Source organism: Mycolicibacterium palauense, from assembly GCF_002592005.1.
GTDB lineage: Bacteria > Actinomycetota > Actinomycetes > Mycobacteriales > Mycobacteriaceae > Mycobacterium > Mycobacterium palauense.
The window spans coordinates 123,842-144,003 of record NZ_NVQF01000004.1 but is presented as its reverse complement, the minus strand read 5'-3'; the positions used below and the strand labels follow the sequence as shown (position 1 = coordinate 144,003).

The 20,162-nt window shown below is 67.5% G+C and carries 23 protein-coding genes; 17 read left to right on the top strand and 6 right to left on the bottom strand.

Translation table 11 applies throughout. The features are described 5' to 3' along the window. Positions 1–295 precede the first annotated feature (295 nt). The 12 genes from CSR00_RS03210 (at position 296) to CSR00_RS29970 (ending at position 12,533) form a co-directional block, all read left to right on the top strand. Positions 296–1,249, top strand: a complete 954-nt coding sequence (locus tag CSR00_RS03210; protein ID WP_099020957.1) for a DUF4226 domain-containing protein — start codon at positions 296–298, stop codon at positions 1,247–1,249. Between the two features lies 1 nt (position 1,250). Further along, positions 1,251–3,599 (top strand): FtsK/SpoIIIE domain-containing protein, encoded by a 2,349-nt coding sequence (locus tag CSR00_RS03205; protein ID WP_099020956.1) that lies wholly within the window; start codon positions 1,251–1,253, stop codon positions 3,597–3,599. A 111-nt stretch (positions 3,600–3,710) separates the two neighbouring features. Then, positions 3,711–4,052, top strand: coding sequence for a hypothetical protein (locus CSR00_RS03200; RefSeq protein WP_099020955.1), 342 nt, complete (start codon positions 3,711–3,713; stop codon positions 4,050–4,052). Between the two features lie 81 nt (positions 4,053–4,133). Continuing rightward, positions 4,134–5,159 (top strand): VldE C-terminal domain-containing protein, encoded by a 1,026-nt coding sequence (locus CSR00_RS31725; protein ID WP_176561878.1) that lies wholly within the window; start codon positions 4,134–4,136, stop codon positions 5,157–5,159. A gap of 63 nt (positions 5,160–5,222) precedes the next feature. After that, entirely contained in the window at positions 5,223–7,568 is a 2,346-nt protein-coding gene (locus CSR00_RS03185; protein ID WP_099020952.1) for a hypothetical protein, read from the top strand. 34 nt (positions 7,569–7,602) lie between these two features. Further along, on the top strand, positions 7,603–8,394 hold the full coding sequence (locus tag CSR00_RS03180; protein WP_099020951.1) for a hypothetical protein: 792 nt from the start codon (positions 7,603–7,605) through the stop codon (positions 8,392–8,394). 23 nt (positions 8,395–8,417) lie between these two features. Further along, complete coding sequence (locus CSR00_RS03175; RefSeq protein WP_099020950.1) at positions 8,418–8,924, top strand: type VII secretion target; 507 nt, start codon at positions 8,418–8,420, stop codon at positions 8,922–8,924. 9 nt (positions 8,925–8,933) lie between these two features. Next, positions 8,934–9,311 carry a hypothetical protein gene (locus tag CSR00_RS03170; RefSeq protein ID WP_099020949.1) on the top strand — a complete coding sequence of 126 codons (378 nt, stop codon included), beginning with the start codon at positions 8,934–8,936 and terminating at the stop codon, positions 9,309–9,311. 10 nt (positions 9,312–9,321) lie between these two features. Beyond that, positions 9,322–11,301: a hypothetical protein gene (locus tag CSR00_RS03165; RefSeq protein WP_099020948.1), complete on the top strand. Its 1,980-nt coding sequence runs from the start codon at positions 9,322–9,324 to the stop codon at positions 11,299–11,301. A gap of 21 nt (positions 11,302–11,322) precedes the next feature. Beyond that, positions 11,323–11,658 (top strand): PDDEXK family nuclease, encoded by a 336-nt coding sequence (locus tag CSR00_RS03160; protein ID WP_099020947.1) that lies wholly within the window; start codon positions 11,323–11,325, stop codon positions 11,656–11,658. Between the two features lie 2 nt (positions 11,659–11,660). After that, complete coding sequence (locus CSR00_RS03155; RefSeq protein ID WP_099020946.1) at positions 11,661–12,299, top strand: chymotrypsin family serine protease; 639 nt, start codon at positions 11,661–11,663, stop codon at positions 12,297–12,299. A 30-nt stretch (positions 12,300–12,329) separates the two neighbouring features. Further along, a complete protein-coding gene (locus tag CSR00_RS29970; protein WP_141564253.1) occupies positions 12,330–12,533 on the top strand; it encodes a hypothetical protein in 204 nt (67 codons plus the stop codon). A 15-nt stretch (positions 12,534–12,548) separates the two neighbouring features. Here CSR00_RS29970 and CSR00_RS03150 read toward each other — a convergent pair whose 3' ends face one another. Continuing rightward, positions 12,549–13,244, bottom strand: a complete 696-nt coding sequence (locus CSR00_RS03150) for a hypothetical protein (protein WP_218014409.1) — start codon at positions 13,242–13,244, stop codon at positions 12,549–12,551. A 214-nt stretch (positions 13,245–13,458) separates the two neighbouring features. Here CSR00_RS03150 and CSR00_RS03145 point away from each other — a divergent pair, with 214 nt between their 5' ends. After that, entirely contained in the window at positions 13,459–13,797 is a 339-nt protein-coding gene (locus tag CSR00_RS03145; RefSeq protein ID WP_099020944.1) for a hypothetical protein, read from the top strand. 14 nt (positions 13,798–13,811) lie between these two features. Here the strand turns inward: CSR00_RS03145 and CSR00_RS03140 are convergent, their stop codons facing one another. Beyond that, entirely contained in the window at positions 13,812–14,888 is a 1,077-nt protein-coding gene (locus tag CSR00_RS03140; RefSeq protein WP_099020943.1) for an ADP-ribosylglycohydrolase family protein, read from the bottom strand. 251 nt (positions 14,889–15,139) lie between these two features. Here CSR00_RS03140 and CSR00_RS03135 point away from each other — a divergent pair, with 251 nt between their 5' ends. From CSR00_RS03135 to CSR00_RS03125, 4 genes are read left to right on the top strand one after another with little or no spacing between them, the layout of a single operon-like run. Then, on the top strand, positions 15,140–16,180 hold the full coding sequence (locus tag CSR00_RS03135) for an ImmA/IrrE family metallo-endopeptidase (protein WP_099020942.1): 1,041 nt from the start codon (positions 15,140–15,142) through the stop codon (positions 16,178–16,180). A 13-nt stretch (positions 16,181–16,193) separates the two neighbouring features. After that, on the top strand, positions 16,194–16,352 hold the full coding sequence (locus CSR00_RS30525) for a hypothetical protein (RefSeq protein WP_176561877.1): 159 nt from the start codon (positions 16,194–16,196) through the stop codon (positions 16,350–16,352). Further along, positions 16,345–16,959: a hypothetical protein gene (locus CSR00_RS03130; RefSeq protein ID WP_141564252.1), complete on the top strand. Its 615-nt coding sequence runs from the start codon at positions 16,345–16,347 to the stop codon at positions 16,957–16,959. The genes CSR00_RS30525 and CSR00_RS03130 overlap by 8 nt, the downstream gene beginning before the upstream one ends. Further along, positions 16,956–17,864: a hypothetical protein gene (locus CSR00_RS03125; protein WP_099020940.1), complete on the top strand. Its 909-nt coding sequence runs from the start codon at positions 16,956–16,958 to the stop codon at positions 17,862–17,864. The genes CSR00_RS03130 and CSR00_RS03125 overlap by 4 nt, the downstream gene beginning before the upstream one ends. 18 nt (positions 17,865–17,882) lie before the next feature. On the opposite strand, the gene CSR00_RS03120 is transcribed toward CSR00_RS03125, so the two are convergent. From CSR00_RS03120 to CSR00_RS03105, 4 genes are all read right to left on the bottom strand, one after another. Continuing rightward, positions 17,883–18,107, bottom strand: coding sequence for a hypothetical protein (locus tag CSR00_RS03120; RefSeq protein WP_099020939.1), 225 nt, complete (start codon positions 18,105–18,107; stop codon positions 17,883–17,885). 147 nt (positions 18,108–18,254) lie between these two features. Next, the gene (locus CSR00_RS03115; protein WP_099020938.1) at positions 18,255–19,283 is read right to left on the bottom strand and encodes a nucleotidyl transferase AbiEii/AbiGii toxin family protein; all 1,029 of its coding nucleotides are present in this window, start codon (positions 19,281–19,283) and stop codon (positions 18,255–18,257) included. Between the two features lie 72 nt (positions 19,284–19,355). Beyond that, on the bottom strand, positions 19,356–19,745 hold the full coding sequence (locus CSR00_RS03110) for a type II toxin-antitoxin system RelB family anti-toxin (protein WP_099020937.1): 390 nt from the start codon (positions 19,743–19,745) through the stop codon (positions 19,356–19,358). Next, the gene (locus CSR00_RS03105; protein WP_099020936.1) at positions 19,738–20,133 is read right to left on the bottom strand and encodes a hypothetical protein; all 396 of its coding nucleotides are present in this window, start codon (positions 20,131–20,133) and stop codon (positions 19,738–19,740) included. Before CSR00_RS03105 ends, CSR00_RS03110 begins: the two co-directional genes overlap by 8 nt. Between the last annotated feature and the right edge of the window lie 29 nt (positions 20,134–20,162).

Below are 20,162 nucleotides of genomic sequence, written 5' to 3'. Positions count from 1 at the left end.
CACGCATGCGTACACACCGAGGATCGTCGGCAGCGTCCACTGTGTATAAGAGACAACCACCAACACGCCGACACCAGCACAACCCGCCGCAACGACGCCGCCGGGGACTCCGGGAGCCACCCCCGCACCGGCCGCCGGGGACCCCGCCGCCGTCGAGCCGGCAGGCGGCGCAGACAATCACGGCCACGACCACGCCGAGGAGGGCGGCGCCGGCGGCTCGCCCTCCACTCCCGACGACGCGGCCGATCCCGCCGCGGCCGCCAAACCTCCCATCAGCCCGCAAGACGCAGCCGGCATGCTCTCCGGCCTGGCAGAGCCCCTGGCCGGCTTGCCGTCTGCGCTGATGGGCATCGGGTCGGGCCTCCTCGCTCCGTTCGGGCAGATCCTCAACCAGTTCGGCCAGGGCAACCCGGCCATGCCGAACTCCAGCGGCTTCCCCGCAGGTGTCCTCGACCGCCTCGGCTCGACCGACGCCAGCACCGGCATCCAGGGACAAGCCGGCGACGCCTATCAATCCGACGTCGACAAGCAGGCCAACCAAGCCCGCGCCATGGACAACCTGGAGCGCAAACTCCGTTCCTCCCTGGAGGATTCGGCGGCCAACTCCACCCTCGGCCGCGACAAGATCGAACAGATCGTCAACCAGGTCAAGACAGCCCTGCAGGCGATGGGTCCCATCGCCAACACCCCGATGGGCCAACTCGGTGTGCTCACCACCATCGCCCAGGGGCTGCAGCAGGCCGGCGCGGTGCTCACCGATGCGGTCGGCAAGGACTCGCTCAACGCCGGCACCATCAAGTCGATGTCCGCCGACTATCTCAAGGACCTCAACGCCAGCGGACCCGACGACCAGGAACAGCAGCACCTGCTCGCCGCCGGCGGACCCAAGGCCTGGGCCATCAGGGCCCTCGCCGCCAACGGCATCACCGATCCCCGCGCAGTCGCCAAGTGGCTACCCGGTCTCCTGACCATGGGTCAGCGCGAGTCGGGTAACAACCCCCGCGCGGTCAACGGATCGGACAGCAACGCCGCCAAGGGGACTCCATCCAAGGGATGGATGCAGACCATCGAGCCCACGTTCGCCGCGCACTGGCGTCCGGGAACCTCGCGCGACATCTTCGATCCCGTCGCCAACGCCGCGGCCGCCATCCACTACGTCATGACCAGATACTCGGTGTCCGCCGACGGCTCCGACCTCATGTCCAAGGTGCAGCAAGCCAACCCCTACGCACCACCGAAGGGCTATTGATATGGCTAAAACCGAAACCGCACAACGCAATCCGGGCCTCGTAGCCATCCTCGCCGTCCCCGTGGTGCTCGGCGCCCTCTGGTTCAGCGGAGCCGCCACAGCAACCTCGTGGGCGCTGCGCCACGGATACTTCACCACCAGCAACCCACTGCTGGCCCTACCCGGCGCCAACCCCCGAGGAGCGGGACCCACCCTGCTGGCCGTCGCCGCCCTGGCCGCCATCGCCATCGGCATCGGCGCCGCGGTCATGATCGGGATCCGGATGGCCGCACCGGTCCAGCACGACCCCGACGACCGCCGTCCCGTCCCGCCCGTGGCGGCTCCCGTCGTCGCCGCCACCGCCCTTATCGGCGGCATCCTCATCCTCGCGCTGATCCCCTTCATCCCCGACCTGATCGCCGCAGCCATCGGCGTCATCGCGGCCTACGCCGCGGCCGACCTGCTCACCGAGAAGCTGCGCGAGCGCCGCGAACGCGCCCGCTACCTCAACGAAATCGAGTGGGCGCTCTACCCGTACCTCGGCTACGACGAACTGCCCCGCCGCCGCCTGGTCGCAATCACCGAATGGGACGAGGAAATCGATGGCCAACCCGAGAAACCCAAGACCATCGTCCTGGCCTACCGCGGCCGCCGCGAAGAACTCAAGCCAGAACTCAGCCGCCGCCTCGACGATGCCGTCGGCTCCCACTACACGCTGTCCTACGCCACCACCGATCAGCTGATCACTGCCAGCCTGGCCAGCGTCAACACCGAGACCTCCACCGTGCGCGGACTTCGCGAGCAGATCGCCAGCACCGAACTGTTCGGCTCCGGAGCTACGGTCACCGACCTGCAGTACACCGAAAGCGGCGACCTCGTACAGTTCACCGTCCACCATCAAATCGGCGCGAAACTGTCTGGCACAGACCGCATCCGGTCGATCGCCCGCAAGATCAGCGACCTGCTGCCCGGCCGCTGGCGCCCCACCCGCTTCGACCACCTCGCCGGCACCGCCATCTTCGAACAGCGCCCCGAGCTGCCTACCAAGGTCTACCCCCCGGTGCAGGCGCCGGTGTCCACCGTGGAGCAGGCATGCGCCACCTACGACCACGCCGCCATCCCGCTGGCCGTCGACGAAGAGGGCACCGTCATCGAATGGAACCTCAAGGTCAACCCGCACATGCTGCTGATGGGACCCACCGGAACCGGCAAGACCGCCACCATCCACAACGCGATCGTGCAGGCCGCACGTTTGGGCGTGCGCATCTTCATCATCGACTTCAAGGGCGGTGAATTCACCAGCTACCGCACCTATCCCAACGTCGTCGCCGTGCTCACCGAGCCGCACGAGGCGATCGCCTTGGTCAACACCATCTACAAGGAGATGCAGCAGCGCTACAACCTCTACAAACGCAATCGCCGCGCACTGTCGACCAAAGAACCCTTCATGATCGTCTTCGACGAGTACACCGAATTCCAGGACGCCATCAAGACCTTCTACGCCAACACCAAGGGCAAGGGCGCCCCCCGAGACTGCCCAACCCTGCGCCAGTTCTCCTCACTGCTGCGCCTCGGCCGCACCAGCCGCTTCCACTGTGTGGCCGCCCTGCAGCGAGCCGACGCAGACTTCCTCAAAGGCGAGGCGAAAGACAACTTCACGCAACGGCTTTCGCTGGGCAAGCTGTCCACCCAGGCCGCGATGATGATCCACAACGACGCCAACGCCGGCCGCACCGTCCCCATCGGAGTCCGCGGGCGCGGCACCGCCCTCAACCGTGCCGGCTGGCCCACCGAAGTGCAGGCCTTCTACGTCCCCGACCCCTCCGACCCCGCCGACGAGGACGAGAAGCAGATCGTCGACGAGCTGCGCCCCCCGGTGGCACTCTACGAACGCGGCATCATCATGCCGCCCGAGACCGATCCGACAACCCAGCCCGAGGACTTCGGCGTCTACCAGAATCTGCCTCTGCTCAAGGCCGCCGACTACCCGCACTTCGACCCGCACGCCGCCGGCTACGCACCGCCGGGATGGCTGGACTTCCAGGACCGCGGCGTGGAGTCGATCTTCGGCAGCGCCCCCGGCGGTCCCCGCCCGGCGTCCTCGGAGGAGCTCGCGGACAGCTACGTCGACCTCGACGTCGAGAGCCGGCACGTCACCGTCGACGAACTGGAGATCGGCGACTACGTGTGCCAGCCCGAGACGGGGGAGTGGGCCATCCTCGACGAGGAGCCCAGCCCCGGCCCCGATCAGGACACCACGGTGCTCATTCTGCGCGACGCCATCTCCGGCGAGCGCGAGGAGACAGAGGTCGCCAGCGACGCGATGATCGAGGTCAGGGACCTCGCCGAAACCCACTTGGCGGCCGTGTGAGCACCCACAACCGACTCGGCGAATCGAACCATCAAGAAAACACGTGCTGACGTGCGGAAAATCGTCGAGTATCGCCAATAATGGAAACATCAGGGAAAGGAACCTCCACCGGTGGCTAAGAAGAACGACTTCACCAAACGCGCCAACGAGCTGCTCGCGGCGCGTCTGGATTCGGTGAAGCGCCTCGGCGAGCTGCTCGACGCCAAGGCCGTGAAGGAAGCCGAAATCCAGAGCCTGGACACCGACATCGAGAAGGCCGCTCAGTCGTGCGTCGAGGCGGGCTGGAAGCCCGCCGAGCTGGTCGACCTGGGCGTCCCCAGGGCGGCGCTCCCGCGCCGTCAGACCCGCACTGCGGCCCTGGAACCCCGTAACCCCGACAGCAACGGCAACGGCGAGTCCGGCGGTGCGGGCGGCGGGGCCGAGGGCGGCACGGCGCCGGAGCCCACTTCCTAGATGACGTCAGGCGGCGCAACTCGTGACGAGATCACAGCGATCCTCAACCAACTCCGAGGTCTCCTCGGAGAGGGGACGCCCGTGACTGCGCCGCTGCCCTCGACCATCCCCGATGACGTCGGCCAACGCCTGGAGGCGCTGCCCAACGGCCTCGGAGACTTCATCGAGCACCTGGTGCTCTCCCGTAAGAGTCAGGCTCAGATCAGCGCAGCGCTGGCCGAGGTCGACCCGTCGCTGGTACCGGTCGTCGACGAGTCGGGTGAGCACGTGAACGCCGGACGCGACGAGATCGACAACACGACCAACCAGTACATCAGCCGGGACGACGCACTCGCGCCCGTCGAGGGGACCCCGATGGGCGCACTGGCGTCCCTGCAGAACAAGGCCGACGCCGTGGCCAACGGCTCCAACGCGGTACGCACCCAGATGCCGCCGGCCGAAATGCGCCGCGTGCTCGTCGACTCCTTGGCCCAGAAGTACTACCAGCAGGCCAAAGCCGCAGCATCCGGCGGCGGTATGGGCGGCGGTATGGGCGGCGGGTCCGGTGGGAGCATGGGTGGCGGCTCAGGAGGGGGCGGCGGTAACCCGTTGAGCGCACTGTCCGGGCTGTCCTCGGCCCCGGCCAGCATGCTGTCATCACTGGGGTCGGGCAAGGGAGGGGACTCCGAGGGCACCCGCCTGGCCGCCCGCGCGACCCCCAACGGGGCACTCCCGCCGGGGGTGGCATCCGAGAAGGGGTTGCAGCGCAACACGATTCTGTTGGCACGTGCGATCAGCGCCGCGTTCCCCGAGATCTCCGACATCGGCGGCGTCCGGCCGGACTCCCTCAAGTGGCACCCCAACGGCCTGGCCATCGACGTCATGATCCCGAACTACTCCAGCGCAGAGGGTAAGGCGCTGGGAGATCGCGTACTCGCCTTCGCCATGCAGAACGCCCCGAAATACGGCCTGGACCATGCGATTTGGCGTCAGACGATGTACACGGAGGGATCGTCACCACGGCCGATGGAAAACCGCGGCGGCATCACCGCGAACCACTTCGACCATGTACACATCGCCACCACCGGCGGCGGCTACCCCACTGGAGGCGAGACTTATGCCCTCTGATCGCCGCATCCCGCCCGACTCCCGCGCTCACCGCTTCATCGCACCCGGAGGTATCACGACACCATGACTGGCAACAAGTTCGACGGGCAGACGACGTGGGAGCCGACCGACGGATTGCGCTTCACCTGGAACGGCGGATGGGAGGTGCCCGGTCAGGACTTCGTGATCGACAAGGAGGACCTGTACTGGACCACCAACCTCGACAAGGCGCAACGCGCCTACGGCGACCCCAACATCCACTACAACACCGACGACAACGGCGCCGAGCGCTACCTGGTCTTCGGTGACGGCACCCGAGTGCCCGCCGACGGTACCCTCGCCTACCGGGACAGCGCCAGCAATCAGAACTGGATCAACAACGGCGACGGCACCTTCACCAAAGCCGACCAGAACTTCAAGCCGATGGGACAAGCGTTTCCACCCGCCGGCTACCGCCGGATGGCCGACGGCAGATACGCACCGATCGACTCCCGCGGCAACCAGGTCGGCCCGCTCAACGACCAGCCGGCCAACTACCCCGGCAGCCCCGGCTGGCACGAGTCGCCCAACGGTGTGTTCACGCCGCTGAACACCAACGGCGACTACTACCAAATCGACCCCGCCACGGGGCAACACAAGTACTTCGACAAGAACGGCAACCAGATCACCAAGGAGAAGTACTTCGACGGGACGCCCGTCCCGCAGCAGACCCCCGACGGCAGGCCCGCACCGCCGGCGCCGGGCAACAAGCCGCCGCTGCAGAGCACGCAGGTCAGCGTGCCCGACGGGATGAGCACCCCCGAGTACCCGGCCTGGGCCACCGACGTCGACCCCGACATTCCCAACCAGATGACCGGTGTCGTCGTACGTCTCTACGAGCTGTTCGGCAGCGGTTCGCCGGCCACCAGCGAGCTGCCCGAGTTCCCGTTCAGCACCGACACCGGTGAGCGGTCCGGCATCGAAGCCTATGACGACGTCAAACCCGACTTCAAGCGGATCGAATCCGAATTCGACGCCGCGGCAAAGGCATTCAAGACCGCGGTCGACAACTCGGCCAACGTGACCAAGGCGGGCCGCGATGCCATCAACAACGCGATCGGAACCTTCAACTCCACTGCGAAGGCTCTGGAAGAGGGGGACTGGGACGGACTGCTGCAGGCCGAGTCCACCCTGCTGGACACCGTGAAGACCGCAGTGGAGAAGGCTGCCAACACCCAACAGGACGTGCCGTCCAACCCGTCCGGCGGCCCTCCGACACCGATGGGCCCGGCCGCGGACCCGCCACCGGCGATCCCGTCCGCGGGGGACCCCTCACTGAGCGCTCCGCCGGCCGACGACAAGGGGCTGGAGGACCTGCTCAACGGCGGCATGGGTTCACCGTTCGGCGGCATGCCGATGGGCGGCAATCCCCTCGGAGGCCTCGGTGGCATGAACCCTCTCGGAGGCCTCGGCGGTGGCGGCAACCCGATGGGCGGGGGCGGAAACCCGCTCTCCCCGCTGTCGGATGCGGTCAAACCCCTGAGCAAGCTCGCCGAGACCGACACTGACAAGCCGGAGGACAAGAAGTCGCCGATCACCCCCCTCAACGCGGGCCCCCAGACTCCGGCGCCGCCTCCGGCCGCGCCGGCTGAACCGGCCGCGGTCGCAGGGACGACCCCGCCCGTCGTGGGCAACCAGCCGGCCACGGCCACGCCCGCGGGTAACTCCAACGGCTCGAAACCCACGGTCACACTTCCCGACGGCAAAGTCGTCGAGGCGCCGAACCAGCAGGCCGCCGACGCCGCACAGAATGCCATCGACAAGGCCTCACCCGGCGGGGACGCCGCCCAGAAGGCCTACAGCCCAACGGGTCTGGATTTGCCGGGCGACGGCAAGAACCTCGGCGCCAAGGTCGACCCCTCCGACATGCAGCCGGGGGACGTGCTGAAGTGGCAGGACAAGACCATGGTCGCGGTCGCGCCGGGTCTGGTCGCCGACCCCAGCGAGGCCGGCAAAATCCACACCCTGGAGGAGGTGTTCAAGGATCAGAAGGGCTTCGAAGGCGTGTTCCGCCCCACCGAAACCGACCCCACCCTGTCCACACACACCTCGGCACCGCCGCTGACCGATCCCCAGGCTCCACCGCAGCAGCCGCAGCCGGATCACACACCGCCCGGCGCCGCGCCGCCGCCGTCCAACGACGCCCCGCATCCTGCACCCCAGCCGCCGCCCACCTCGGTTCCCGCCGAGCCGCCACCGGATAGCGTCCCGCTGTCCGGGCCCGGACCTGCCGGCACCCCCGCGCCCCAACAGGCCCCGCCACAGCAGCCCGCGCCGCCGCCCAGTTCCACGGTGCCGCAGGCGGCACCGCCGTCACCGTTCGAGGACGACGCCCCACCGCCTGCGACCCGCACCACCAAGCAGGAACGCATCGCAGCAGGCCTGGAGTAGCAGCTATGACCACCCTTGAGAATTGGAGAGCTTCATGACCACCTTCGATATCGCCGATGTGGTCGAGCAGGACCCCGACGCGCTCGGCCCAAACAGCTACCAGGAACTGCTGCCCGGCCTGTGGATCCCAGACCCTCGCGTCAACCAGATCAGGCCCGGTTCGGTCACCGACAACGATGTCCGGATGCCGCTGTACGCCAGCGACATTCAGGTCACCGCACCGGGTGCACTCGGCCCCTACGGCATGCAGGAACTCGGCAGGGGCACCGGCGTGTGGGTCCCCAGTCCCCGCGCCAACGACTTCCACCCCGGCTCCTACACCCCACCCAAGGGGGAGAAGCCGATCCAGATCGAGGACATCAAGTTCCTGAGGCCCGGCGATCTGGGTCCGCGCGGCTACATCCCGCTCGGGGACAGCGGGGTGTGGATCCCCGGCCCCGACACCGTGAAGAAGGGTGTCCGACCGGCCAGCAACACCACGGAGTCCGACGGTGAGCCCGCCCAGTCCGACAAGGACGTCTTCGCGGTCAACTACCACCAGCTGGAGGGTTTCGCGCAGAACCACGACCAGCAGGCCGATCAGGTCGCGCAGTGGGCCAAGACCGACACCGACTTCGCCGAGCGTCTACTGGCTACTCACGGCAAAGTCGCCTATGCCACGTATCTGAACGTCAAGGGGTACAACGACAGTCGCGCGGTCGAGGCGGGTGCGTACGCCCAGCGCAACGCCGACACAGCCGTCGCCCTGCGCGGATCGATCGCCTCCACGAAGGCCACCGACGAAGCCTCCGCCAGCGCCTTCCGCGCCCCGACCACCACCACCTAGACACCGCGAGGATGTGAGATCCCATGTCAGACGCTTGGCCAGACGACGACTTCAACGCTCCGGGCTGGCACGACAACAACGTGGCGGTAGATCCCGGTGGCGCCGCCGCGGGGCCGGGCGCGATCGGCCCCATCCCGGCGTCGCTGATCAGCAACACCACCACTGACGGCGCTCCTCCCCCCGAAGGAGCTCCCGCCGGCACTCCCGGCGCCGCCTCCGGCGCACCGTTTCAGATCAACTACGCGGAGCTGGAGAAGTTCGCCCAGGAGCACGACCTCAACGCGCAGGAGCTGGCGGACTGGGCATCGGGGGACCCGGACTTCGCCGAAAAGTACCTGGCCACGCACGGCAAGGTGAACTTCGGCACCTACCTGAAGATCAGGGAGTTTATGGCCAGCAAGCAGATCGCCGGCACGGCCTTCGCCGAGCACAACGCGCGGACCTCCACCGCGCTGCGCTCCTCCATCGCCTCGACCAAGGCGCAGGAAGAAGCCAACGCGAGGGCGATCGACGCGACGAGGATGGTGTAGGAATCCCTCATGGCCGTCATTCACCCCGATGTGAAAAACACGCTGGCGTACGCCGACACGGTTTACGACCATCTCCTCCGACACATCGAGAAGATGAAAGGCATCGCCGCAGAGCGCCTTTCGGAGGACAAGGACATCGCTGTCAAGGTCGACATGAACGGGCAGCTGCTCGATTTGTGGCTCAAGCCCGGAATTCTGGACCGCAAGACCGCAGCCGAGATCGCCAAGGAGATCACCCGACTCGTCACCACGGCCGGGCAGGAGACCGCCGAACAGATCGCCGAGATCTTCCAGGCAGCACACGATCTGCCCGACTTCGGCGAGGTGGTCGCCCAGCAGGAAAACGCCCCTGGCGCGGAGCCTGAAACAGGCCCCCAGCCTCGATAGACTCACCTGCGTGAACGAGCAAGCAGCCAAGCTGACACGGTGGCTGCTTGCTGGAAACGGTGCGCTGAAGAACGTCGCCCAGTTGCTGATCGAGGCGTTTGGTCCCGGCGGTGCGGTCGCAGCGTCCATTGACGCCTCCTCGATCACCGCCTACCCGGTTGACCCGGCCACCGAGCCCGAAGGCGAGCACTGGACCCGCGCCGAGCAGGGGTGGTCTCATCCGCTGCGCTCGCAGTGGCTGCCGCGCAGCATCTCGGCCTCGCACCACGTCGTCGGCGGCATCACCTCCCGCAACGAGGTCCTGGTCGTCAACCTCGTGGCTGCGAGCTATGTCGGGATCGAGAGCGCCAACCCCGTTCTGATCATGCGGTCGTGGCTGATGCAGGCGCTGGCGAAGACGCCAGAAGCGGTCATCGCGATCACCGACTCCTCACTTGCGGTGCCCGGTGCGGAACGACTGCACCTCGTCGACGACGCGCACCTGGTCCCCGAGACGACATCGCTGCTGTTCAGCATGGAGCACACCAGCTCCCCCCTCGCCGAACAGCCGCATCCGATCATCGTGTCCTCGCAGGCCGTCGACGCCGCCAACGTCGTGCTCTGCAGCGAGGCGGTGGCCGGCATCTACCTGGCCAACCGATACTGGCCGATCTGGCGCAGGATGGAGGTCGCCGATCCGCAGTGGCAGCACCTCAAGAACGTCCTGGTGCCCGCCGCTGCGCCGGCGACCGCGGGCGTCGACGAGACGCCGGCGGCGGGGGACAACCCGTTCGCTGCCGACACCCGCGGCGACCTGCTCGAGCAGGTGCCCTCCGCCCAGACACCGACAACCGTGCTGACCAGCGGCGATGACACGTCCCCGGCCACGCCCCCGGCGCCGGCGCCGACGGCGGCCGAGCCTCATCGCGACCCGTCGACCAGCGGCGATGACACGTCCCCGTACCTCACGCCTGACGAAGATCTCACCCTCACTGCCGTCATCGGAGCTCCACTGCCCGGTCCCGACGCCCCGGCCGAACCGGGCCCAGCAGAACCCGAACAGCCCGCAATCCAACCCGCCCCCGAAACGGCCCTTACCAGCGGCGATGACACGTCCCCGGATCGAGGCGGGCCCGACGGATCCGTCACAGCCGAGTCCACCCCGGCCGGCGCGGCGGCACCGGGTGTCGACGTCCCCGTGCTCCTTCCCTCCGTTCCGGCGCCACTGGCCGGCGTGACCGAAGACATCGACGACGGCCCCGACGACGCGATCGCAGCGCTACCCGGCCGGCCCGCCGAAGAACCCACCGAGCCCGGCCTCTACGTCCTGGGCCCGGTCTACGCCATCGGCCGAGACGCCGAGACCAACGATCCGGTCAAACACTCCGCGGTCACCCGCCAAGGCGTCCGCAAACCCGTCAAAGCGCTCATGGCGCTGGCCACCTCCAACGGCGTCACCTCCACTGAGTGGGAGGAGAAGATCCTGCAGGTCACCCCTTCCAACCGCCGCCAGCTGCGCACCCAGATCCGCAAGATGATGGGTGGAAGCGACCCCATCCGCAACGACAACCGCGGCCTGCTCATCGTCGACATGTTTTGCGACTGGAAGGAATTCAACCGCCTCGTCGGCCACACCCCGGAAAGCGCCAGCACTGAAGCGCTCACCGCCGCAGTGCGCCTCATCCGCGGAGCCCCGTTCGAAGACGTCCCCGATGAGGACTACGCCTGGCGATCCGTCCAGCTGCTCAAAGACGAACTCATCGACCGCTGCAGCACCGCCGCCGCCGAACTGGCACAGCGACAACACGCAGCCGGCGCACTTGCCGCGGCCTACCAGACCGCCCGCCTCGGCCTGAGGGTCTACGCCCAGCGCGAGGACCTCTGGCTCGTCGCGGCCGGCTCGGTCACCGACACCGACCGCAAGGCGCTGATCTGGGACCTCAAGCAAGCCATCCCCGTGCCCACGCACCCCGAACTGCGTCAACTGCTCGCCGCGTCCCGCGCATCATGACCCACCCGTCAGGAGAAACCCATGACCGCACCTCACGATGAGACCCCGCAGCCCGACCGCTACGAGATCTTCAACCGCAACCGCACCATCGGTGTCTCCGCCATTCCCGGCGGCGCCGTCAACGGCATCTTCCTGCACGAGAACGTGCGAAAGATGAACGAACGCAGCCTGACCCGCGAGATCCTCGCCGTGGCCAGCGTCGCCTCGATGCGCGGCCGCCTCGGCGTGCGCGAACGCATGGAGACCGCCGCGGCCGCCAACGGCACCACCGTCCCCGCCTCGGCCTTCGAGGTCCTGCCCGACGCGCCAACCCCCGAGGCCTACGAGCAGTACAAACGAGAAACCCTGCGGTACTGACGATGCGCCGAATACTGACGGCTCTGGCCGCCGCGGTGATGGCCACCATCACCGCCCTGACCACAGCAACCCCAGCCAACGCCCTGGCCATCACCGCCGGCTTCATGATCACCAGCGGCGGCCGCTGGTGCACCGTCAGCTTCCCCGACCCCAAGAACCCCAGCATCGTCTACACCGCCGGCCACTGCTACAAGGACGGCATCACCGAAGTCAGCCTCGGCAACATCAAGATCGGGCAGTTCATACCCGAGATCCACGATTCCGCAACCGATCTGATCGCCATCCGGCTCTACTCCAACATCCCCAGCGAGTACAGCCTCATGTCACGCGAACCCCTGCTCAACCCCTGGGTGCCCAACGAAGGATCCACGGTCTGCAAATACGGCGCAACCACCCAGGAGACATGCGGCACAGTCCTTTCCGTAGACGACACCAAGTTCGCCGTCCAGATGCCCGCCGACCACGGCGACAGCGGCGCCCCCATCTACGAACGCCTCAAACCAGGCAGCAAGGGCGTCCACGTCGTCGGCACCGTCATCTCCGAGGACCCCCGCCGGCCAGGCGTCATCTACTGCTCCACCATCGGCGCTATCAACAACTTTCTCTCCCGAACCTGGGGAACCGACTGGGACATGGACTAACCAAAAGCACCGCGCGGGAGGATCAACGACATGAGCCACACGACCGAGGCGCAGGCCTGCCGCGCCGGCGAACTAGTCTTCCGAGCCCCTGGCGGCCAACAGGCCTGGTGCCTGTGCATCTCCTGCACCGCTCGACATGCCAGTGCCAACAAGCGGCGCACCCGCCACGACCGCTGGGCGATCAACGGCCAGGACTGGCGAATCCGCGACGATCTCGCCCGACACGCAGCCTGAACGCCACGTCCCCGATCAATCGACATCCGGCGGGGCGACCGCACCCAGTTCGGCGAGCTGGGGAAGCCAGCGCGCGAGATCGATCAACTCGACGTGAGCGGCCGGGCCCGCGGTGAACTCCGCGATCGTCATCGACAGGTCGAACCGCGCGGCCACCCGCTCCCGCGTGCGCTCGGATGCTCGGGCAAGGACCCTGCCGACCGAACTCCTCGTAGTGCGCAGGTAACGAGCCGGCCGCGGCCCCACGACATAGAGCTGCGCACGGCGCCCGGACTCGTCCATCGCGAGGTGCACAAGATCGCTGAGCAACGTGCGCTGCCGCCACGAGTCGCTTCCATTCCACTGCGCCGCCTTGAATTCGGCGACGCGGCGGTCGGTTTCGAGATCGAACGGACGCGAGGGATCGTTGCCGGCGCCCAAGGAGGGGCGCACCGCGATCTGCTCTCCGGGTTCGAGGATGTGCGGAAGCGCCAGAGCGATGGTGCAGGCGTGTATGACGTCACTGAGCCGCCCGACCTGCGAACGCACGGTCAGCGCTGCGGCGAGCATCTCGCCGGTGAGGCCGCGATCAGCAGCGGCTTCGGCGCCGGCCGCTCCGGAGCGACCCACAAGCTCTTCCTCGACCGCAGCCAGTCGATCGGTCAGCGCCTCGGCTCGCAGGAAGCCGACGAGGGCGGCCACCGCGGCCAGGTCGTCGTCCTCGCGCTCCACAAGATACCTGTCTACTCCCACACGCCGGCCGGCGTGCGCGGCGAGGGACCGGCTAGGACCCGGACTCGGCCGAGGCTGGCGCCTCCGCGAGGACAGGCCCGTCACGAACGGCTGACACCACCCTGTGGTGGCGACTCCGCCCAGCGCAAAGAAGTTGAAGGAATTCCGAGCGACCGGCGACGGAAATCGCCGGACACCGCGGTACTCGAACAGTATGGCCAAACTCCTCACGCTCTTCGCGCTCCACGGCTGGATGATGCTCGCGTCCAGCACCCTGCTCATCGGCGCTCTGACATTCGCACTCTGGGGCGCACCCCGCCTCGATGCGAACATCGCTGAGCGGTCACTCCCGATCTCCATCACACACGCCGCGTACGGAATACTCGTCCTTGCTCTCGTGCTCGTACTCGCCTACGTCTGCACGACCGCGTTCCCCATCTCGGGCCCATCGGCCATCCCGCAGGGAATCGTCACCGCAGCCGTAGTTCTCAGCGTCTCAGTCTGCGCGCCGGCCCCGTGGCTTCTGCTGCTGCTCAACGTCATAAGGCGCTGATCCTTACTGCGATGTCAGCCCGCGTGGGCGTCGAGGAAACTCCGTGCAGCTCCCGGTGCCTGGCGCAGGGCCTTGGCGTACCGCGCCTCGAACCGCGGGGACATCTTCACCCCAGCCCAGTAGCTGGCACCGGTGTGAGCGGCACCGATGACAGCCCCGGCGATGCTCGCGATCGAGTCCGAGTCGCCGTTGCTCGTGGCCGCCCACGCCAGGGCCTGCCGGCCGTTGAGCGCAGCACGCCGACGCTCAGGCGCGGTGGCCATGTCTGCGACGAGCAGCGCGACCGCCACAGCAGAACCCGACTCCCAGCCCTCCCCGATGCCGGTGCACGGATCGCCGTAATCGGCCGGGGACAGCGCGGCCAGCTCCTGCTTGACCGCGTAGGCGTCCAGCAGCGCGTCGAGCAGCGTGTCGCGCACACCGTCGGCGAGCATCCCGGCGACGTCGGAGGTCATGGGAGACAGGACGTCGATGAGGAATTGATCACGCAGCCAGGGGATTTCGCCGGTCACGATCGCCATCGCCGCGCTGATCGCGTGTTCGAGGAAGTGTCCGCGAACCCGAGTGGCCGAACGGATCGCGTCGGCGAGCACCAGGGCGGCTGCGATTGCCCGTGGATGCTTGTGGGTGAGGACGGCCTGCAGCGCGGTGACGCCCAGCCACACGTCATCCCGGCACAGCGCGGCCGGCACCAAACGCATGACCGCCCCGCAGCCCGGCCGCGGCAGTGCGCCGCCGACGTCATGCCAGTGCGCACCGTGACGCAGCCGGGTCAGCGATCCCATGCAGGTGGCGCCGGGGGCCCGGTTGTTGTCCCGGTCGACCTGCCACTCCAGGAAGCGTGCGGTGATGGCCTTGGTTACGACGTCGATGTCGTCGAGCTGGTCGGCGACGTCGACGAGGGCGTCGTGCAGCGCCAGCGTCATCTGGGTGTCGTCGGAGATCCGCCACACCTTCTTGGGTGCCGGCACCGGGTAGGCGGGCATGTTCGCGTACTTCCGGAATTCGACCTGGTAACCCCAGGCGTCACCGGCCGCCAAGCCGATCAGAGCGTTGCGGTAGCGATTCTGCGTCGCGGTTCGAGTCGTCATCGTGCACCTCACCTCCCCTCACTAATGTAAAGGACTTTACAACAAGGCGCAAGCGGCTTACATCGCGTGTGTGGTCGCAGCTCACCGCCAGGCGAGCTCGTGGCCGGGCTGCAGAAAACGTCGCGGTACCCGCGACGGAAACACCCCTCCGCACCGGTACTTCCTGGATAAGGACGCACACCAGCTCTCCTTGCCGGGCTGGCGCTATCGCAATAGCGGTCCCCGCGTCCACGCCCGAGGAGGTACCACCCGTGTGTCGAGCCACCACCGACCCAGGAGGGCCACGCCGCTGCTCCGGAGACACCCGAGCCGCCTACGGCCACTCCGCCCACGCCGTCGAGGTCCTGGAGGAAGCCGAGGCGGTCCTCAAGTCCGCGCTCGCCGACACCGCGGCCGCGCCGGTGCCGCCCGCCGCACCCAAGACCGTCAGCTTCGCCGACAAGACCACCCGCGTGGAGGACATCCGCCGCGAGATCGATGACGCGATCGCCAACCTCAACACCGGCGAGCAATGGCAGGACTGGCTGCACTACGCCAGCCAGTTCCACCACTACTCGCTGCAGAACCAGCTGCTCATCCGCATGCAGCGCCCCGACGCCACCTTCGTCGGCGGCCTGAAGAAGGTCTGGAACAAGAAGTTCAACCGCAACTTGATCGCCGGCTCGAAGGCGATCTGGGTCCGCGCACCCCAGATCGTCAAGAAGAAGAAAGCCGACGGTACCGACGAGGAAATCCTGACCGGCTGGCTCAGCGTCCCCGTCTACGACGTCGCTGACACCACCGGCCCGCCCCTGCCTCAGCGTCCCGAGGTCACCTACACCCGCGAAACCGGCGTGGCACCACCGGAGATGCACACCGAACTCGAGAAGCAGCTCGCCGCCCACGGCTACACCGTCGAGCGTGTCGAACTGCCCGAAGACGGCCCCGAGGGCTACACCCAGGACAAGCCCACCAAGAAAGTCGTGCTCAGCACCCGCTACAGCGACGCTCACCAGGCTGTCGTGCTGGCCCACGAGTTGGCACACGTCCAGATGGGGCACATGGAACGCCACCACGACTACCACAGCGGACCCGGCGGGCAGCGCCCCACGATGGAGGTCGAAGCCGAAAGCGTCGCCTACGTCATCGGCCGCCACTACGGACTCAACCCCGGCGGCAGCGCGTTCGCCTACATCGACGGCTGGGCCAACGGGGATCCCAAGAAGGTTCAGGCGACCGCCGATCGCGTCAACAAGGCCTGCAAGGCCATCATCGGCGCACTCCCGCAGACCGCCCCCGCGGTCGTGAAGTAGAAGGACACCACCCGTGAGCACCCCCGATCAGCACGTCCAGGTCGAGATCGAAATCGAAGACCCCGACACCGGAGAACGACACAGCTTCACCGCGGCCACCGAAGAGGAGGCCACCGCCGCCGCCGAGGACTTTTTCGGCGTCGACGAAGCCCAGGAGCGAGACAATGACTGACACCATGACTCAGGCAGAACCCACCCGAGAAGAGCTGCTGCGGGAACTCAACAAAGTCCAGGCCAAGCTGGACAAAGCGCGACGCCGCCGCGACGCCGACGCGATCGCGTACGCCTCCACCCCCGACGGCGCCGCCGAAACCTTCCGCCGCTACGAACTCAGCCGCGACGACAACGAACGCAAGGAACTCAAGACCACCTACCTGGCCGGGCTGACCATGGCCGGCGAGGAGTACGAAGAACGACGGCGCCGCGGCAACGCCAGCGACAACGACGGACCCCTGGCCGTCGTCCCCGTCGGCCAATTCCGCGACCCACTCGTCAAAGTCCTTGTCGAACAACGCATCATGGGCACGTTCCGCACAACCACAGCATCGGTCGACACCAACACCGTCACCGTCACCCTGCTGCGACTGCTACCCGACCTGCAGACCCGCAAGCGACTACGCCTGTACACCACCGCCGAATTCGGCGTCCTGACCGCGGACCTCGCCGACGTCATCACCACCGCCTGGCGGGACCCGGACACCCGGAAACGCGTGAGCACCTTCCTCGGCGACGCCGCCACCCTCATCGACACCGCGATCGCGCAGCGAGACCAGCGATGAGCGCCGAACTCGTCTTCCAGGAACCCGGCGTCATCGAAACCCGCCAAGAGCGCGCCCTGCGCCGAGCCGAACAGCTGCACAACGCCTTCCAAACAGCGTTCGAGGTCCTCGCCGAGATCTACCGCGACGAGGACTGGCGCTACATCAACGACGGCGCCGGCCGCCCCTACGCCGGCTTCACCGCCTTCGTCCAAGACCAACTCGGATGCGCAGCTTCCAACGCCCGCCGCTACCAGCAGGGCATCGTCGGGCTCATCCTGCCCCTCCAGGAACTCACCACCCCCGGCACCCGCATTCCCGTCACCTCCTCCGACGTCGCCCGCCTCGGCGTCACCGGCGCCCGCGTCGTCATCGAGCAAGCCCCCAGCGCCCTGGAAGGCATCATCGAACCCGACGCCCAAACCGACGCCCTGCGCGAACTGATCGACTCCGTAACGCAACGCACCACCGACCCCGGCTTCGGGCCCATCACCGAAACCTCCACCACACCAACCGAATCCCCACTGGGCGCACTGGTCCCGGCGGCCGTACCCGACGACGACACCGACGATCACACCCCCAGCACCCCAGCAAGCTACAGCTTCGAGCAGCCGCCGACAGACAGCCCACCCTGGGACGAAGAACCCGCCACCGCAGCTCCGGCCGGCCAGCAACCGACACCCGCGGAAGCCACCCCCACCGCGGCACCCCAGCCGGCCCCACCGGTACCCGCCACCGAACCGGCCGCTGCCACCCAGGTCCTGATCGACCTGGAAGCCGCGATCGCCGCCGTCATGGCCGCCGGCGAACCCACCGCCCTCGCCGAGCAGCTCTCCGGCGGACCGGCCGCCGCCCTCGCCCCGAAATGCCTGGCATCCGGCCAGCGCCTCGTCCGCCTCGGCCAACTCCTGCGCAGCCTCACCTGAGGCGTCCACACCGGCGCTTCACCACGTCCAATTCCTCGCCGAGACGCGAAGCACGATGGCCACACGGTCGAGATGAACAAGCAACTGCGCCTGGCCCGCGGGCGTGTCCAGAGACGGTCCAAGCCGGGCGATCTCAGCGGAAATCGTGCAGGAAAGCCACCGGCGAGGCAGCAGCCCGGCTAGCTCGAAAATCTCTGCAATGAAACGCAATTGCTGGGCCTGAAAGTGCAGAAACAGGTTCATGGCGGGCACGATACGAAGGCGACGACCTCGGAGTCCACCACCAGAGCCACATTCGTCTCCGACCTGGCCCCTCCGTCGTCGATCCAGACCCGGATCCAGCCCGGCCGGTGCCCACGACGGGGACGTGCCATCGCGCCAGCTAGAGACCTACAACGGCAGCCACGAGCGGCGATCGGGATCCCACCTACCGGCACGAACCCGACCATCGAGCACCGCACCCACGAACCGGTCCGCCTCGACGAGCGCAGCATCGGCATCCCGCAACTCCACCGGCAATCCCGCCTCCATAACCCGCGCCGGATAGCTGCGCCGCCACTGCTCGCTGGGCAAGGACAGGGGAGTGGGCACCACGATCCCGCGGCGCTGCTCCTGACCGCGGACCGCCGCGCGCAACTCCTCGGCGTCGACGCGCGCGCACCGCGACAAGATCACGATGTCGGCCAGATCATGGGAACGCGTCGACGGAGACTCCCCACTGCTGCCGTGCAGCTCGTACATCGCCGCGACCTTATCCGCGACATGGGACGCCACCGCGTACGTGCGGACCGCCGACATCGGCCGCACATCGTCGATCGCCACCACAGGATCGGGAACCAGCGTGTCCGGCTCGAACGGAAACTGCCGCCCCGCAGCAACATCGAGCTTGGCCACCGCGAACCGGGCCCCGTTCAGCAGATAGGTGATCTTGCCCGTGAACGCTCCAGGCCCACTACCCGGGCTGACCGCCACCACGAACTCCCCGTGCTCGCCGGCGCGGCGCCGCGACGCAGCCGTCAACACCGCCGTCAGATCCTCAACACCGCGAGTCGCAGCCAGATCCAGATCCGCCGTCGCCCTCGCCTCAGCGGTCCGGAACTGCAATGCCGTGCCCCCGGTCACCAACCACGACTCCGGATCCCGATCGAACAGACGGGACACGAACTGCTGCAACGCGAACCGCCGGGCCACCTCAGCGGAATCGAGGCCCGAGGCCCGCGTAATCTGCCGAATCCGAGTGTTCAGCGCCGCCCGGAACGCCGTTTCAGACCCGTACGTGCGCCCCGCATCGAGCAGCTCCTCGATCTCACGCTCACGCTGCTCCAGCGCCGCCACCCGGTCACGGGACTCCTGCGCCCTGGCCCGCATGTCAGCCGAGCAGCGTTTGGGCCCACCGGGCTCGTTACTGGCCTTGCACATGCTCCGCGCTACACCGCCGCCGCGCGCCGCTGCAGGTGTTCAATGTCGTTACGCCGTCGCACAAAGGGGCCCTCAAGGCGCCTGCACTGGTGGCGCCGGCGGCTCGATCGCAACGGGGGCTGCGTCGGCCGACGAGAGCGCGAGCTCGACGACGTTATCTCCGAGCCGCGCGGTGATCATCACGTCCCGCGCACCGACCGCTTCGAGGTAACTCGCCAACGTCGACAACAACAGGTCTTCTCGGTTCTCCAAGCCGGACAACGCAGCTTGACCGATGCCCATGCGGTTCGCCAACTCGACCTGAGTCAGGTTCGCCGCCTGGCGTACCGCGGCTAAGCCCATCTTGTGTGCACGGTCGGCCTGGCGCATCTGTGCGCGAATCACGTCGACACGTGCGCGCCGTTCAGGATCGGCGAGAGCCTTGGCCAACCGATCGCTGCCCCGGACGAAATCCTCACTCATCTTCGGGCCTCTCCTTTGCGGTTTGCATCTTCCACGAATCGATCGCTGCATCGGCACGCGTTCCCACGCTGTCGTAGAACACGTCACCCATGTTCGCCTTGTCGGCCGAGAACAGCGCAACGACCACTTCTCGCTCCGACGGGAACCACACGATCAACCGGACAGCGAAACCGGATACGAACGGATGAGCCACACGCCACACCGGATAGCGACGCGACTGCCGAACCCGCTTGAGGGTCGCAGTGTCCTCAGCCGGCGCACCGTCGAGATCTGCGAGCACCTCCAGTTCCGCGTACAGCAGATCGAGCCTGCGCTGATCGTCAGCGAGTTCCGACTGCTCCAGCCGTGTGAGGTAGGCGTCGAACTCACCCGACCAATCGATCAACACACCACGTATATTACTCGGAAGCGATAGTG

Bases quoted from the DNA above. Each gene is read 5' to 3' on its own strand.
- CSR00_RS03210 (WP_099020957.1), top strand. From the start codon at position 296: ATGCTCTCCGGCCTGGCAGAGCCCCTGGCCGGCTTGCCGTCTGCGCTG.
- CSR00_RS03205 (WP_099020956.1), top strand. From the start codon at position 1,251: ATGGCTAAAACCGAAACCGCACAACGCAATCCGGGCCTCGTAGCCATC.
- CSR00_RS03185 (WP_099020952.1), top strand. From the start codon at position 5,223: ATGACTGGCAACAAGTTCGACGGGCAGACGACGTGGGAGCCGACCGAC.
- CSR00_RS03180 (WP_099020951.1), top strand. From the start codon at position 7,603: ATGACCACCTTCGATATCGCCGATGTGGTCGAGCAGGACCCCGACGCG.
- CSR00_RS03175 (WP_099020950.1), top strand. From the start codon at position 8,418: ATGTCAGACGCTTGGCCAGACGACGACTTCAACGCTCCGGGCTGGCAC.
- CSR00_RS03170 (WP_099020949.1), top strand. From the start codon at position 8,934: ATGGCCGTCATTCACCCCGATGTGAAAAACACGCTGGCGTACGCCGAC.
- CSR00_RS03160 (WP_099020947.1), top strand. From the start codon at position 11,323: ATGACCGCACCTCACGATGAGACCCCGCAGCCCGACCGCTACGAGATC.
- CSR00_RS03155 (WP_099020946.1), top strand. From the start codon at position 11,661: ATGCGCCGAATACTGACGGCTCTGGCCGCCGCGGTGATGGCCACCATC.
- CSR00_RS29970 (WP_141564253.1), top strand. From the start codon at position 12,330: ATGAGCCACACGACCGAGGCGCAGGCCTGCCGCGCCGGCGAACTAGTC.
- CSR00_RS03145 (WP_099020944.1), top strand. From the start codon at position 13,459: ATGGCCAAACTCCTCACGCTCTTCGCGCTCCACGGCTGGATGATGCTC.
- CSR00_RS03140 (WP_099020943.1), bottom strand. From the start codon at position 14,888: ATGACGACTCGAACCGCGACGCAGAATCGCTACCGCAACGCTCTGATC.
- CSR00_RS03130 (WP_141564252.1), top strand. From the start codon at position 16,345: ATGACTGACACCATGACTCAGGCAGAACCCACCCGAGAAGAGCTGCTG.
- CSR00_RS03125 (WP_099020940.1), top strand. From the start codon at position 16,956: ATGAGCGCCGAACTCGTCTTCCAGGAACCCGGCGTCATCGAAACCCGC.
- CSR00_RS03120 (WP_099020939.1), bottom strand. From the start codon at position 18,107: ATGAACCTGTTTCTGCACTTTCAGGCCCAGCAATTGCGTTTCATTGCA.
- CSR00_RS03115 (WP_099020938.1), bottom strand. From the start codon at position 19,283: ATGTGCAAGGCCAGTAACGAGCCCGGTGGGCCCAAACGCTGCTCGGCT.
- CSR00_RS03110 (WP_099020937.1), bottom strand. From the start codon at position 19,745: ATGAGTGAGGATTTCGTCCGGGGCAGCGATCGGTTGGCCAAGGCTCTC.